Source organism: Negadavirga shengliensis, from assembly GCF_042652345.1.
GTDB classification, from domain to species: domain Bacteria; phylum Bacteroidota; class Bacteroidia; order Cytophagales; family Cyclobacteriaceae; genus Negadavirga; species Negadavirga shengliensis.
Genome location: NZ_JBHSJJ010000008.1, coordinates 63,017 through 78,434, shown reverse-complemented (window position 1 = coordinate 78,434; position 15,418 = coordinate 63,017). Strand labels below are relative to the sequence as shown.

10 protein-coding genes are annotated in these 15,418 nt (G+C 45.8%); 3 read left to right on the top strand and 7 right to left on the bottom strand.

The window, feature by feature from the left end:
• Positions 1-71 precede the first annotated feature (71 nt).
• On the bottom strand, positions 72-1,661 hold the full coding sequence (gene dnaB / locus ACFPFU_RS14825) for a replicative DNA helicase (protein WP_377065555.1): 1,590 nt from the start codon (positions 1,659-1,661) through the stop codon (positions 72-74).
• Positions 1,662-2,207: 546 nt separating this feature from the next.
• Between dnaB and ACFPFU_RS14820 the strand changes: the two genes are divergently transcribed.
• Positions 2,208-3,011 (top strand): exonuclease domain-containing protein, encoded by an 804-nt coding sequence (locus ACFPFU_RS14820; protein ID WP_377065554.1) that lies wholly within the window; start codon positions 2,208-2,210, stop codon positions 3,009-3,011.
• Between the two features lie 69 nt (positions 3,012-3,080).
• On the opposite strand, the gene ACFPFU_RS14815 is transcribed toward ACFPFU_RS14820, so the two are convergent.
• From ACFPFU_RS14815 to ACFPFU_RS14805, 3 genes are all read right to left on the bottom strand, one after another.
• Positions 3,081-3,428, bottom strand: coding sequence for an RNA polymerase alpha subunit C-terminal domain-containing protein (locus ACFPFU_RS14815; RefSeq protein ID WP_377065553.1), 348 nt, complete (start codon positions 3,426-3,428; stop codon positions 3,081-3,083).
• Between the two features lie 7 nt (positions 3,429-3,435).
• Positions 3,436-3,843: a transcriptional regulator gene (locus tag ACFPFU_RS14810; protein WP_377065552.1), complete on the bottom strand. Its 408-nt coding sequence runs from the start codon at positions 3,841-3,843 to the stop codon at positions 3,436-3,438.
• 329 nt (positions 3,844-4,172) lie between these two features.
• Positions 4,173-4,658, bottom strand: coding sequence for a copper resistance protein NlpE N-terminal domain-containing protein (locus ACFPFU_RS14805; protein ID WP_377065551.1), 486 nt, complete (start codon positions 4,656-4,658; stop codon positions 4,173-4,175).
• A 148-nt stretch (positions 4,659-4,806) separates the two neighbouring features.
• Between ACFPFU_RS14805 and dinB the strand changes: the two genes are divergently transcribed.
• Both dinB and ACFPFU_RS14795 read left to right on the top strand, forming a co-directional pair.
• Positions 4,807-5,898, top strand: coding sequence for a DNA polymerase IV (dinB, locus tag ACFPFU_RS14800; protein ID WP_377065550.1), 1,092 nt, complete (start codon positions 4,807-4,809; stop codon positions 5,896-5,898).
• Positions 5,899-5,983: 85 nt separating this feature from the next.
• On the top strand, positions 5,984-6,175 hold the full coding sequence (locus ACFPFU_RS14795; RefSeq protein ID WP_377065549.1) for a hypothetical protein: 192 nt from the start codon (positions 5,984-5,986) through the stop codon (positions 6,173-6,175).
• Here ACFPFU_RS14795 and tamL read toward each other — a convergent pair whose 3' ends face one another.
• The 3 genes from tamL to ACFPFU_RS14780 form a co-directional block, all read right to left on the bottom strand.
• A complete protein-coding gene (gene tamL, locus ACFPFU_RS14790) occupies positions 6,176-8,497 on the bottom strand; it encodes a translocation and assembly module lipoprotein TamL (RefSeq protein ID WP_377065548.1) in 2,322 nt (773 codons plus the stop codon).
• The gene (locus tag ACFPFU_RS14785) at positions 8,487-13,559 is read right to left on the bottom strand and encodes a translocation/assembly module TamB domain-containing protein (protein ID WP_377065547.1); all 5,073 of its coding nucleotides are present in this window, start codon (positions 13,557-13,559) and stop codon (positions 8,487-8,489) included. The genes tamL and ACFPFU_RS14785 overlap by 11 nt, the downstream gene beginning before the upstream one ends.
• 127 nt (positions 13,560-13,686) lie before the next feature.
• Positions 13,687-15,198, bottom strand: a complete 1,512-nt coding sequence (locus ACFPFU_RS14780; RefSeq protein WP_377065546.1) for a catalase — start codon at positions 15,196-15,198, stop codon at positions 13,687-13,689.
• Between the last annotated feature and the right edge of the window lie 220 nt (positions 15,199-15,418).

Here is a 15,418-nt window from a genome sequence, read left to right as displayed (position 1 = left end):
TTTATCAAATTCCTAAAAATACAACAAAGGCCCTGCCATATATTCCAGGACCGGTTTACAAAAGGTATTTTTCAAAAAGGAGCGGGACCTCCGCCTCCGATATCTCCCGAAAAAGGGTCATCATCATGCTCCGGACCATTGGCCTTGCTCCCTAGCCGGATCATGCCCCCGCCTTCAAAATCCTTACCTCCCGAAGTACTTGGAAACCGGCTGCCATAAAGGGCGTCTTGGGGCTGATAGGGAACGTTAAGATCCAAATCCGTAAACTTGGTATACTTACCGATAAATCTTAATTTGACGTTTTCAAGTGAACCGTTACGGTGTTTGGCGATGATGACTTCCCCCACCCCGGAAGTACTGTTGCCATCTTCATCTTCTGTGATACCATAATATTCCGGTCGATACAAAAACATCACGATATCCGCATCCTGTTCTATGGCACCGGACTCCCTCAGATCGGATAATTGGGGACGTTTGTCCCCTCCCCTGGTTTCCACCGCTCTGGAAAGCTGGGACAGCGCAATCACCGGCACATTGAGTTCTTTTGCTATTTTCTTCAGCGCTCTGGAAATACTGGATATTTCCTGTTCCCTGTTCCCTCCATTGCCCCCCTTGCTGTCACCCGACATGAGCTGCAAATAGTCGATCACAATAAGCTGCACGTCATTTTGAGCCTTTAGTCGCCGGCATTTTGCCCGTAGTTCCAATATGGACAAGGCCGGGGTATCATCCACATAAATGGGGGCAGAGGTAAGCTTTCCTGTTTTGTGGATAAGTTGTTGCCACTCATAATCCGCCAGGTTTCCTTTCTTTATTTTTTCCGAATCCAGTTCAGCCTCGGATGAGATCAACCTGTTCACCAACTGCACGGAAGACATTTCCAATGAAAAGATCGCCACTGGCCGGCTGTGGTCCACGGCCGCATTTCTCAACACGGAGAGCACAAATGCCGTCTTTCCCATGGCAGGTCGGGCAGCGATGATCACGAGGTCGGATTTCTGCCAGCCGGAAGTAACCCTATCCAGGGCAGTAAAACCACTGGGAACACCGGTCAGACCATCTTTTTGACCCTTTTTCCCCTCCAACTCGACAATGGCTTCCCTCATGATGGAACGCATGTCCACGTAATTCTTCTTGATATTGTTTTCGGAAATCTCGAAAAGAGACTGTTCCATTTTATCCAAGAGCTCAAACACATCGGTGGTGTCTTCAAATGCTTCCCTTTGGATTTCTGAAGCAATACGGATCATGTCACGCTTCATCGCCTGCTCGGTGATGATCCGGGCATGGTACTCCACGTTGGCGGCGGAAGACACCTTCGAGGTCAGTTCGGTAATATGATAGGCTCCACCTGCCAGCTCCAGCTTGCCGTTTTTTCTGAGTTGGTTGGTCACCGTGAGCAGGTCTATGGGCTCCCCTTCATTGAAAAGATCAAGGATGGCCTCATAAATATGCTTGTGGGCATCTTTGTAAAAGCTATCAGGGGATAGGATATCCACTACGGCAGTGAGTGCATCCTTCTCCAGCATCAAAGCCCCAAGAACCGCTTCCTCCAGGTCCACCGCTTGCGGAGGTAACTTCCCCAATGCCGAAGACTGCTCAATAAACCTCCTTCTGGTATTTCCTATCCTTTCTTTTTTATTAATGTTGCTTTCCGCCATATAAACAAATGTACTCGCTTTATGTCAAAGATTTTGAACAATTTATACACTTATTTATCCACATCTTTCTAACTATTACAATAACAAGGTCTTAACGCAATTTCGTATTAAGAACGAAAGAAAAAATAACTTTCATGGACAAGTTCTTATGCCCTTTTCAAATTGCACGCCACCGTCAGTGCCCTCAAAAGACGATATCATCAAGATACCTGAAAGGATCCAGGAACACATCCTACTTATCGTTCACTTCAACCTGGATTTATCCATCACTGTGCACCCATATCCGATGAAGCGGACGAGGCCATTATTTATTTAGACCTAAAAGCCGTATCTTTAAAAAAAATTATGCCTTATGGGTAAATACACCTCTTGGAGGGGTTTGAAAATGAAAACTTAAAGGTTTTTCCCAGGTTGTGAATCAATTGAGCAAGTACCTGGAATCAAGAACTTATCAAAACACTGATCTTTTGCTGATGAGTTCAGGGACATCCGACAATATGGAGACCTAATCCTGCTAAGCACAAAATAATTAAATAAACAATAATAATGAACTTGAATTTAAAGCATCCTCTGGCATTTTTTGACCTGGAGGCAACCGGCATTAATATTTCTACAGACCGGATAGTAGAAATATCCATCTTGAAAGTTTACCCAGATGGTAAGGAAGAAATCAAAACTTTGAAAATCAATCCTACCATACCCATTCCCAGAGAATCCTCTCTGATTCATGGGATTTATGATGAAGACGTAAAGGACTCCCCCACATTCAAAGAAGTAGCGAGAGAGCTTCACAGGTTTTTTGAAGGGGCGGATCTGGCGGGTTTTAATGTTTTAAAATATGATATTCCCTTATTGGTAGAAGAATTTCTGCGGTCAGGTATTGATTTTGACATTGAAAAAAGAAACCTGTTGGATGCCCAGAAGATTTTCCATATGATGGAAAAAAGGAACCTGACCGCCGCTTACAAGTTTTACTGTGGAAAAACCCTTGAAAATGCCCACAGTGCGGAAGCGGATACCCTGGCCACTTATGAAGTCTTTAAAGCACAGGTGGCGAAATATGAAGGAGAAGAGGTGGAGGACCTTCAGGGAAACAAAATGGGGATTATAGAAAATGACATGAAAAAGATCCATGCCCTGATCAATGAAAAGATGGTGGATCTGGCAGGAAGGTTTGTCTTCAATGACCAGGGCCAGGAATGCTTTAACTTCGGCAAGCTCAAAGGCAAGACCATAGAACAGGTTCTGAAAGAAGAGCCGGGGTATTACGACTGGATGATGAAAGGCGATTTCCCTCTGGATACCAAAAGAAAACTCACTCAAGTGAAGCTAAGAGGATTCAACAAATAACCTATCCCCGCTGGGGGGCTGGATATTTGGAAGGTTGGCGGCCTTGGGAAAAACCCATTCTGATTAAGCTCATAAGGAACCTCCTCTTTTTTGTCCAAATATTTGGGCGCATTCATCTCCTTTCCCCAGGTAATCGTCATTCCTGAAAGCAAGGCCATTCTCTGCCAAAGCTTTCCTCAACTTGGGCAGTGTGGATGGGCCCATCCCGTGCAACCGAATTATCTCCGCTTCCCTATATTCTGCCAATTTCTCCAGAGAATATATACCCATGTTTTCCAATGCCCTTCTTGCCGGAGCAGCAAGGAGCGATAGAAAGCCTTCTTTGGGCTTCCTTTCCTGCTCGCATGCCGGGCAGGTGGGGCAGTCACTGCTTTTGTAATACCTATGACCCTTAGGGCATGCTCTTAATGTTACCATAAGCGGATCATTTTAACCTGACCATGCATAACACGGTCTCATCATCCTCCAGATACCACTCCACACAATATCCCTCAGGGTCTATTTCAGGCCGGGCAATCAATTCATTAAATGCTTCGCCTATGCTCTCAATATCCTCTCTGTAGCCCTTTATCCTCAAACCGATATAATCACCGCTTCTTATCAGTTTTCTATCTCCGTCCGATTTTTCCACATGGTCCGTGTGGCGCACTTCAGCCCCCGCCCAGTAAACAATTTTACCCTTTTCCGGTCTCGACAATCCAAAATATTTTCTTTTACGGGAAAAAGGGATTTTTTGATGGAGGGCTTGATGGGCTTTCAAAATACCATCAGGAAAAGCATCGGCCTCTACACAAAACAGCTCGATGTCTTTATCTATTCTTATTTTTTCCATGGCAGTTGATATTTTAAGAACAAACTTAAAAAAATCGTCATCCAATAACGGTTGTACAATCCGACAATTTAACGGGGTAAACACGTCAAGCCGGTATTGAAAATTTCCCGATGCCCCATGCATAATTGACCAGGCCAGTGTCCTGTTAAGTATAAATTGACGGAAATCTCAACGATTAGTGGACAAAAAAATCGTGCTAATCCCCGAATCCTGTTGACCGGGTCCGAGGCAACCCCTGACTGCCGTCCTTTAGGCAGGTGTGGACATTTTACTAATTGCAGCGACCCGAAACCCGGCATTTCTCAGGACAGGCAAAATAAAAGCGGAGGTTAATCCGCTTCCTTAAGTTCCAAATTGTAATCCAAATCCCTTTCTAAGCCTTCATCTAAAGGCTGCATGTCCTCTCCCAGCATGGTAATGGACCGGTCATCATTGAGGACAAAATACCGGGGCTCATTCGTGCCGGGATTCAGCTGAAACAGGGTGGCATCCCTATCCCTGTCATAGCCGGAAATGATGGTATAATTCCCCTCCACCGCTTCCTCTGTATCACCGGCAGGAGTGTTTATGTAATTCATCACCAACCGGTAATCGGGTGTTACTTCGCTCGAGTCGTTTTCCAACCAAAGTTCCACCTGGATTTCGTCACAATCGATACAGGGAATGCCACCCTCATAAACGATCCATTCACTTCCCGTCACCTTTTCTTCCAAATTTTCCACCACTTCTTCTATAGCGGTGGTTGACTCTCTGTTTTCGGAAGGGCCACATGCATATAACCATCCCGCTATTATGATTAAAACCGTTTTTTTCATCTTTCATTTGTTTAGGTTAAAGTATAGATATTATGTCGGAAACCCGTTACCGGAGTCCTCACAACTGACCATCAGCGAGTGAATTTTTGCTGATTAAAAGGGATAATGGTTTAAATTTATACAAAAATAATACCTAAGTCGTATAAGCATGGAATCGGATAAAGGCACGTCTGACAATCGCAAAATCATACATATCGACATGGATGCTTTTTTTGCTTCTGTAGAGCAGTTGGATCATCCCGAGCTCCGTGGCAAACCTGTGGCGGTAGGCGGAAATAGAGAACGGGGTGTTGTGGCGGCAGCCAGCTATGAAGCCAGGCGGTTCGGTGTAAGGTCTGCCATGCCCGCTGCAATAGCTGCCCGAAAATGTCCTCATCTGATTTTCGTCAAGCCCAGGTTTGAACGTTATAAAGAAATTTCCCACCAAATCAGGCAGCTCTTTTTGGAATATACCGACCTTGTGGAGCCCCTTTCATTGGACGAAGCTTTTCTGGACGTCACAGAAAACAAATTGGGCAGGCCTTCTGCCAGTTTGCTGGCACGGGAAATACGGGAGAGGATCAAGAAAGAAACCGGCCTAAATGCTTCAGCGGGTATTTCCTATAACAAATTCCTGGCAAAAGTGGCCTCAGACCTAAACAAACCCAATGGCCAGGCTGTCATACCGCCGGATAAGGCAGAGGCTTTCCTGGAAAACCTCCCTATAGAGAAATTTTATGGCATAGGAAAAGTCACCGCCCAAAAGATGAAAGCATTGGGTATCCATAGCGGCTTTGACCTAAAGCAGTTTTCGCTGTCATTTCTGATCAGCAGATTTGGAAAATCAGGTTTGCATTACTTTGAAATCGTCCGGGGTATCCATCTCAGCGAAGTCAAACCTAACCGCGTCCGAAAATCCATTAGCGTGGAAAGAACTTTCGAAAAGGATATTTTCTCGACCCGGGAAATAGAAGAAGCGCTAAATTTAATCACCTCCGAGCTGCTTGGCAGGCTAGAGAGAACCCAGGCCAAAGGAAGGACCATTACCCTCAAAATCAAATTCAATGATTTCAGCATTCAAACCAGAAGCAAAAGCTTGCCGGAATACATAAAACAAGAAGAAATTCCTGAAATGGGGATGGAACTGCTCAGGCAGGAAAGCACCATGGCCCCGGTCAGGTTGTTGGGGCTGGGCATATCCAATCTTTTCCAGAGCAAATCGGGATCATTGCCTGGCGAACAATTGAAATTTGACTACTGAGTGGGATAGCGATCTGTTGAAAATGGAAATGTCCGGCATTATAGTTGCATGATAATCCAAAATCCATGCAAACCGTTGATAATTTATGAGCCTCCGCAAGAAAACCTTTGAAAACAGCCTCAAATATGGGGTTCCAATAGTAATTATAGCCGCGACCATCGCCATGAAAAGGTCCAAAGGTCTGGGCAGCATCGCCGTGTTCGCCGTAACGGCGCCTATTCTGGTAGGATTTCTTTTAGGTCTCAAAAAACTGAACGACGATCATCAGCAACCATGATTAAAACGGATAACCTATGGCAAAATTGAAAATAAGGTTTTGACGGCGCCATTGGCCATCTCCAATATCAAAATCTCTTTCCCACCTTTGCCCTTCCGGCATATAGGGTCTACGTAGGGGGGTAGCCATATCAAACCTTATCACAAAAAATTCCACGTCCACCCTTAGTCCAAATCCCGTGCCCACACCCAGTTCATTGAACCAGTTTCTGCTGAATTTCCCCCCAGGCAACGCCTCATTATCATTTACCAACCATACATTTCCCGCATCCAGGAAAACGGCACCTCTCAACAGCGAAACAAGGGGAAACCGGTATTCTATGTTTCCTTCCAATCTGATATCCCCTGCCTGGTCGAAAAAGCTTCCTATATCAAGACGTTCCGGACGAAACGACCCGGGCCCCAATGAGCGGATCCTAAAAGCCCTTACACTGTTTGGTCCCCCCGAAAAAAATTGCTTCACGAAGGGAAGGGATACGGAATTTCCATAAGGGATTCCCACTCCGCCAAACAACCGGGTGGCGAGCACATTTTTTTCTGAAAACCGCCAATAATACCTGAAATCAATATCTGCCTTATTATATTGTGCATATTCTAAACCTAAAAATGTATTGACATTTCGGGAATCCACCAATTCGTTGAGAAAATTCAGGCCGAAACCTGCAAAATCCAAATTGGCCCCAACATAGACGCTGTGGGTACGGAATTGATCCATTAGCATGTTGAAAGCAAAACTATAGGTGACCCCTGCAATGAACTGATGTTCAAAGCTTTGCCTCAAAAAGGGGTTGTTGTCCAAAATAACGTCAAATTCAGGTGATGTCCGGGACAGGTTCACAAAATTAAGGCTAATGGGATTGATTTCATGGTATACAAAGCGGTTGGCATTCCAGAAATATCCATAGGAAGAAGACAAAGTATTCAACCGATAAAACCCTCTCCTGTCTTGGAATTCCGTACCCAGACTGATTTTGGTCTTTGGCACGGAATAGGCGAAGCGTTCCCGGATTTCAATGGGAAATACCACCCGTGGAAATATCAAATCGCCTTTCAACCCAAGTTCGAAGGAGTTGAGCCCTTCTCTTTCCCCGCTTGCAATTTGGGATTCATAGGCAAATTTTGCCGTGAGATTCAACGTCTCGCCGCCATAAAAAAGGTTCCTGTTCCTATAATTCAGCAGCAGGGCCGGGCCTGCAAAGTTGTTGGATTTGGAAACACCCTGAAGCTCCACCCGTACCGATCTTTTGTCTAACGGGGAAAGGTAAATATTGGCATCCAAAAGGCCTTGGCCATCTGAAGACAGGGTATCCCTTTCCTGATACCGCAGGTTTACAAACCTGTAGTTCCCAATTCCTGAAAGCCTGTTGCTGGTCAACCTGGAAAGATCCGAATTAAACCTCTGCCCCTCTTCCAATAAAATGTATTGTTCCAATAACTCCGGCCTGAAAGCCTTCTCTTCCTGAATAAACTGTATCCCCCTTATCTCCACGGTATCCGTTCCTTCCCCGTAATCGTCAAGGGAATAGTTCGGATAAACCCTGATGTTTTGGAGATCATAGGGAATGATGGCCTTTTCCGGCGCATTTTGCTTTAAGCGCAAAAACAGATCAAATTGTTTTTCGTCATATTGGTTGGTATCTGCTTCAAATATCAAAAAATCCCCGTTGAAATTGTAGAAACCTCTTTTTTTAAGTTCAACGTCAATACGTTCCCGCTCCTCTTTCATTTTGTTGAGATCAAAACGGTCCCCCTCTTTTAGCTTGGTATCTTCCAGCAACTCCCTGATGTTTTGGTCTATCTGAATGCTATCCCTTTCGTATTGGTAGGATTTTAAGGTATAAGGCGTCTTTAGAAGCACTTCATAGTGTACCGAAGCGAATTTTTCTTTTCTCTGAACCTCCGAACCTACTTCTGAATAGAAAAAGCCCATGTTCTCCAATCTGTTGAGCAGCAATTCCTCTGTTCTTGTGGGGTTTACATCACTGAGGTACACCGGCTCTTCACCGATTTTATTTTTCAGGAAGCGGTTGATGAAACCCGGATTCTCCCGGCTGCCTTTGTAATGGGCCCATAATCCTATGCGCATTCCCAGTATTTTACTGTTGGGCCGGGGTCTTAGAAGATTTTCCATTTGGGTTTCCACCTCGCGCGTCCCTTTAAATGTGCCTTCTTTCTCCAGTTTTACGTCTGCACCCGTGTATAAATATTCCTCCTCGGGGATGAATTTTTTAACGCCGCAGCCCGTCAATGACAAGAGCCCGGAAGCCAGACCAATGGCCAATATACAAAAACAAGGCTTTATGGAAAATGACTTAATCTTCATTATCATCCTCTTCTTTTTTGGTCTTTTCATTTTGCTTTTTCCCGTCCTCTGGCTTTTGGTTCAGGTCTGGGGGCAGAAAGCCGCCGTTACGCCGTGTCTCAATCCCCCTCCATAGCTCATAAAACTGGTTGAATTCCCTGTTGAATATCACTGACATACCGGTTACCACCAACTGTCCATCAATAAAGCTTTCAAACTGGTTTCGCCGGAACCCTCTTAGTCTGTATCTGCCATTTTCAGTGAGAAGGTATTCTATGCTGACATTGCCCAACAACGCATTTCCCCTGTCCATGCCCTGAGCTTGCGAGCTGCCTTCGATATCAATTTGGCTACCCACCTGGACGACTAATCTGTCATCAAAAAAGCGTTTTCGGGCACTGAGATTGAGTTGCGTCCTGTCTTGCGGTGCCGCTCCCTGGTAATCCCGGTAGCTGTCCAGATCAAAGTCAAGTTCCACACCGCTTTCTCCTAATAAATTGTCAGAAAGCGCGTTCAGCTGCCCCGATAGCAGCTGACTGACGCTCGATCTCGCCAAAGCGGCGGTCCCTCCGCCTCCGCCATCACTTCCACTATCAGGAAAAAACCGGTTGAGCACCAAAAGGGAAAATACCTGTCTGTTCAACTCCCCCTCCTGATTGTTCAGTTGCTGTACCTGGCTGTAGACGTTGCCTCCCAATGCTCCCCGCTGTTCTTCCGGCATGTCCAGCTGGAAAGAAATTTCAGGCCTTATAAGTTCTCCCCTGATGTTCAAATAAACCAAAAATGGCAGTTCCTGCCGGTATTGGGTCATGCCTTCCCTGCTTAAACCGGCGGCAGAGGCCGCCATCAGTTCAGAGGCGGAGGTCTTTACCCGGTATATTGCTGTAAGGTTGAGGTTGGCATCCATCGGATCACCTCCCCAAGTAATGGTGCTGCCTTCCTGTATGTCAAACCTTCGGCTTACCAACTGGTAGAGACTCATCTCATAATGGCCTTTTCTCAGCTCATAACTGCCCGACAGGGTAATGCGTCCATTAGGGTCCATATTCAAATTGAGATCGGCCTCGCCGGCGACCTGTAGGTTATCTCCCGAACGTTCGTCCACCACCACATTAAAAACCGCATTGGGGTCCACATTGAGCATGGCGGCGACCTGAAGGCCAGTAAAGCCCGAAGTGGTCATTTCCAGCTCCCTTCGGGTCAAGATGTCGTCCGGGTCTTCCCTGTTCACAAAAAGCACGACCCCGTCACGTTCCACCAAATCAAGCTGGCTCTCAGGAATGATAAAAGTCAGGTCTGTACCGCTTTTTACACTCAACCTGCCCTTAACCACGGGGAGGGTCATGTCTCCGCCGATCTGTATGTCTGCATCTATTGTCGCATTGCCATAAAACAAGTCGTTGTCTTCCCGGGTAGAATTCAACACCCTGAAGTTCTGGGCAGTCAGGGTAAGGTCAAAAGCCGGATTGGCCAAATCGTCCGTGAGTACAGCTCCATCCAGACGAAACTGATTGTCATCTTGATCATTGATGGTAAAATCATTAAAATAAACACCCTCATTGTCTAATTTCAGTTGCTGACCGGACAACCTGTACCTCGAATTGATGGCCGAAACCGTAAATACCGCATCATCGAATTTAAATTCCCCTTCATAGTGCGGGGCTGAAGTGGTTCCCTGTACATCAAAATTCCCCGAGATAGCTCCCTCGGCATTGCTGATGGCCCCTAGAGATAACCCTTCGACCACTTTCATCTGAAGTTCATTGAGGTCCAGTGACAAATTCAGCCTGGCCCCCCCTTCGTCCGCCAAGAAATCGCCTTCAAGATCCAGATCTATTCCTCCATCTTTTAAATACATTCCGAAGTCATATGACCTGTCACCGGTAGATTGTGCATTAAGTGCCAGATTTCCCAGCTGCGTATCCAACAAGGTCATCTCATCCACTGTCAAATCGGCTATGATACCCGTAGCTCCGAAAGGGTTCTCCGCTACCAACTTACCGTTTACAAACCCTGTAGCTATCAGTTCTTCCGGATTCAAGATGCTTGTGAGCGTCCCTAACCTAAAATCCCTGAACAGTACAGCCACATGTTCTTCCTCAATGCCCTCTGCTTCATTGCTAAAGGTAAGCTGCTGGTTGCTCCGGCTCAGGACAAAATCCGTGAAGTGCAAATATTGGGGGGCATACGTGACCAGATTATTCTGGGGTATTTCCCAATCTCTCTTGTTAAGAATCAGGTTGTCAGGGTTGACATGGAGGTTCACGGTATCTTCTTCAAACCTCAGGTCAAATGACACGTTCATCAGGTTTTCTTCACCATCCTTTGAATTGAAATCCATGTAAAAAACATCCTCTTCCACTTCACCTCTTAAATAGGTCCTGCCTACAGACAACGGCCCTGACTCCAGTCCTACCAATACCAACGCAAACGCCATCTCCTCCTCATCACTCCTCACCCTGACGTGCAGACTATCGATATCAATTTCATTGTAGGATATAAAGGGAAAATCAATCCTTCCAGTAAGCTCTTTTTCCGCTTCCCTGAAGTTGATTTCCATACTCCCCGGGTCTAACCTCTCCAAGCCCGGTAAGAGTACCTCGTGTAGAAGAGGTGAAGGCTCAATGGTCATGTGAAAATTAAGTTCCACCGGTTCATCCTCCGCCATGGCTACCGTGTCACTAAAATAGCGGTTAAAATGCCTGGAAAAACCTGCAATCATATTTTCAGGGGAAGCATTGGCTGCCAATTCCCCATCCAGAATAGCACTATTAAGTTTCATCCGCGTGGAATCAGGGTCTACTTTCAAATTCAGTAAAAAATCGCCGATAGGATAAGGCCTTTCTTCAAAGACGACAATTCCCTCTTCCAATTTGCTGCCCAAATCAAAAGCTTCGGGATTGCCTTCCCAGTCTACCAGCAATTTAAAACTGGCTCTCAGATCATTGGGACTCAGGTTCAAAGCAAAAAAATCTGCTCCTTTCAAATCCAGCTCTGCATGGATTTGGGAATTCGCGGAATCCAGAGCCATCGTAGAATGCAACGTCATATCAAGGTTATCATTCTGAAAAGCCAAATCAACCTCCCCTTTTCCTTCTGTAAGGCTTCCCGAAAGTTCCAGCCCGTTGTAATCATATCCGTACAGCTCAAGCTGCTCAAATGAGGAAACCAAACGGGCGTTAAGATCATCGATATCATTCCCTTCACCATCCGCTTCCAAAGCAAAAGTGAGCATCCCCAGGTCCGGGTTTTGGAGAATCTCTCCCAAAGGAAGTTGATTGACCTCCAGCGCTGCCTCAAAAGCCAACTTGTCTGCGCGTCGAAAACCACCATTCAGATTAATTTCCGCACCAAATGAAAGCAGGGAAACCTTTGCCTGAAAATCATCAGGGTGGCCGGAGGTAATCCCTTCCAAAAACAGATCCTCCGGCAAGGCTATTCCGAGTTCTTCCTCCGAAACAAAGTCCTGGAAATCCGTTTTAACGGACGAAAATCTCAACCTGAAAATATCCCAAGCCAATTGATCCATATCCATTGCATGTTGGATATTCCCTTCGACCTCCAGAAAGGTATCTTCCCCCCAGTTCATTTCAAGTCCTTCTAGCCGGAGACTGTCCAGCGTCCCTCCGGTTTTAATTTGAGCCGTCACCGGGCTTTTGGCAGCAGCAGCAACATAAGGGTCCTGTTCTAACTCAGGAGCAAAGAAAAAACCATCTCTCAGGTCCAAACTGATTTTTGTCAATTCCACCTCAAACGAGGTTTTCTCTGGACTTTGGATAAAATCAGAAAGACTTTGGTAATCCAGCTCCAACTGTCCCTGGATACTGCTGTAGCCAGTGTTCAAATCCAGATTTTTGAGGCTGATACGGGAGTCATCAGCCGTGACAGCGTAAGAAAAGTGGTCCAGGCGAAAACCTGAAGCCTCTCTGAACGAAAATTCCTCCAATGCCATTCCTGCTTTTTCACCTTTAAGGTAGATGTTATTGGACCTCAAATTCAGTTCCTGAAACGCCATCGCTGAGGGGTTGAAATATCCCGATCTTGGTTCAGCCATCTCCGTTTTCATTACTAAACCGACATTTTCAATATCCAGCTGTCCCAGTTCCACCACCCAATCGGGCCAGGAAAAAGGAGAGGATGAACCCTCCGGAGCACTGGTTTGACCCGGGCTTTCGGATAAGGCCTGGTATGTTATTTCGGAGTCCTTCAACCCCAGTCCCTCGACCAACACCCGCTGACTTTCCAAATCGGCCTCAGGTACTTTGACAAAAAACTGTCCAAGAGACAAAGATGCCAAAAGGTTATCGGGCTCTGCCTCATAAGAAACCTGTATATTCTCCAATAAAAAATCATCTATGACTACTAATGGCAGCGGCCCATCCGCGCTTTCTTCTTCTGAGGGAGGAAAGGGTTTGGACTGCTTGTACCTTATTTCTGAGTCAGCAAAATAAAAATGCTCCACATGGTAATTCATCTTATCCAGATCCAACGTTCCCATATCCAACTCCAAAACTCCCAGGAGAAACGCCGCGTCCAATCCCATGTAAGCATCCGTATACCGTAGATTGAACCTGGAAAGACGGACCGGTCCAATAGACATGTCCATGGTGGAAGTTTCGTCTTCCCCTATCTTTTCCTCCTGAGTAGGCTGCGGGGAATCCGGAGAAGCAAAAGCTTTCAATAAAAAGTCAAAATTGAATCCCCCCTCCTCATCTCTCTCCACGTTGGCGGTCAATCCTTCCCATTCTAATCTGCTTATGTGTATGGCGCCTTCTTTAATAAGGGGCAGTATTTTCACACCTGTCTCCAATCTGTCCGAATACACCAGGGTATCGCCCGTTTCATCCTCCAGATACAGTCCCTGTAAGAACAGGTCACCTCTAAAGGTAATGAACAGCCTGTCGATCTCCACCCGGGTACCCGTTTTGTCCGCTACGTAAGAGGTCGCTTTCCGGACAATCAATTCCTGCCCCCAAGGGCTCCTTACTAAAAGTATCAAGGAGACTATCAGCAAAAGCAAAGACAGCAGTATCCAACCCAATACCTTTAAAAATTTTTTAAATATCTTTTTTGCCGAAGCCAAAGGAAGATCGTTTAATAGAACAAATTTTGTAGGGAGTTACCCAATCGTTTTTATAAAACAAAGAGATAACGAAAAAAGAGTGGGCTCATGGTCCACTCTTTTGCTTAAATCAAAAATAATACCAGCATTAATGGGAAAAACCCATCGATTCCATCACCGAATTCACGTCCACGCCTAATCCCCCGGCAACCCTGGATCCAAATTCTTCGTCCATGCGGAACCAATGGCACAATTGTCTGTTGACGATCTCATCCCTTTTCGGACCGGAGATACCGCTCATAGCGTTTATGACGTTTTTAATGGTATTGTCCTGTTCCTCCTGCGTCATCACGTCCCTGAACAACGCCCTTGGCTGGGAATAATGATCATTGTCTCCGATTTTACTGTTCCTGTCATACCAATCGGCAATGGTGTCTTCCAATTGCTCTGATGGCTCTCTGTAGGATTCATCTACTTTAATATCATCAAAACTGTTGGGCCAGTAGTTGGGCTGCCTGCCACCGTTTCCGTCTATCCTCATAGCCCCATCCCTTTGATAGTTGTTTACTGCATAGGGACAACGGTTGACGGGTATTTGCTCATAGTTTGCTCCCAGCCGGTACCGGTGGGCATCCGGGTAGGAAAGCAATCTTCCCTGAAGCATTTTATCCGGGCTGTAGCCCAAACCATCCACCACGTGGGCGGGAGCAAAGGCAGCCTGTTCCACATCCTGGAAATAGTTATCGGGGTTTTGATGAAGCTCCATCACCCCCACATCGATCAAAGGAAATTCAGCGTGGGGCCATACTTTGGTAAGGTCAAAGGGGTTAAAGTCCACCTTCTTGGACTGTTCCACTGTCATCACCTGGATTTTGAGGTTCCATTTGGGATAATTTCCCTGGTCTATAGACTCCAGTAAATCCCTCTGGGCGTAATCCATGTCTTTGGCTTTCATTTGTGCTGCCTCTTCGTCAGTGAAGTTCTTGATGCCTTGAGCCGTTTTAAAATGATACTTCACATATACCCGCTCATTTTTGGCATTGATCATAGAAAAGGTGTGTGACCCAAATCCATCCATATGCCTGTATCCGTCAGGGGTGCCCCTGTCGCTCATCAAGATCAGCACCTGATGCAATGATTCCGGATTAAGAGACCAGAAGTCCCACATCATGGTTGCCGATTTACAGTTGGTATAAGGATCTCTTTTTTGAGTATGTATAAAGTCGCCAAACTTCTTGGGGTCTTTTACAAAAAAGACCGGCGTATTGTTGCCGACCAAATCCCAGTTCCCGTCTTCGGTGTAAAATTTAATCGCAAAACCTCTCGGGTCCCTTTCCGTGTCCGCGGAACCCTTTTCCCCTCCCACAGTGGAGAACCTGGCAAATATCCTGGTTTTCTTTCCTACTTTGTTGAACAGTTTGGCTTTGGTATATTGGGTGATATCGTTGGTAACCGTGAAGGTACCATAAGCCCCGGAACCTTTTGCATGCACCACCCTTTCCGGGATCCTCTCCCTGTTGAAATGGGCCATTTTTTCGTGCAAGATGTAATCTTCCAGAAGAATGGGGCCTTTGGGGCCCACTGTTTTGGAGTTCTCATTTTCAACATAAACCCTTCCGGATGCGGTGGTCAGCTTGTTGTGTTTTTTTTCTTCAGCCATGGTCTTATTTTTTATCGAATGTTTCAGCTAAGGTAGTCAACCTGTAACTATAGCAAAAATTGATTGTTTCTATAATACAATAGACAAAATCTATTTTATGGTTTTTCATGATCGCCCGCCTTTCGGACGTTATAAGATATAAACACAGAATGTCTACGTCAGTTCACACTAAAATAATAAAATTAAGGAAACAGAATTAAATGAAGGCCATGATTTTAAT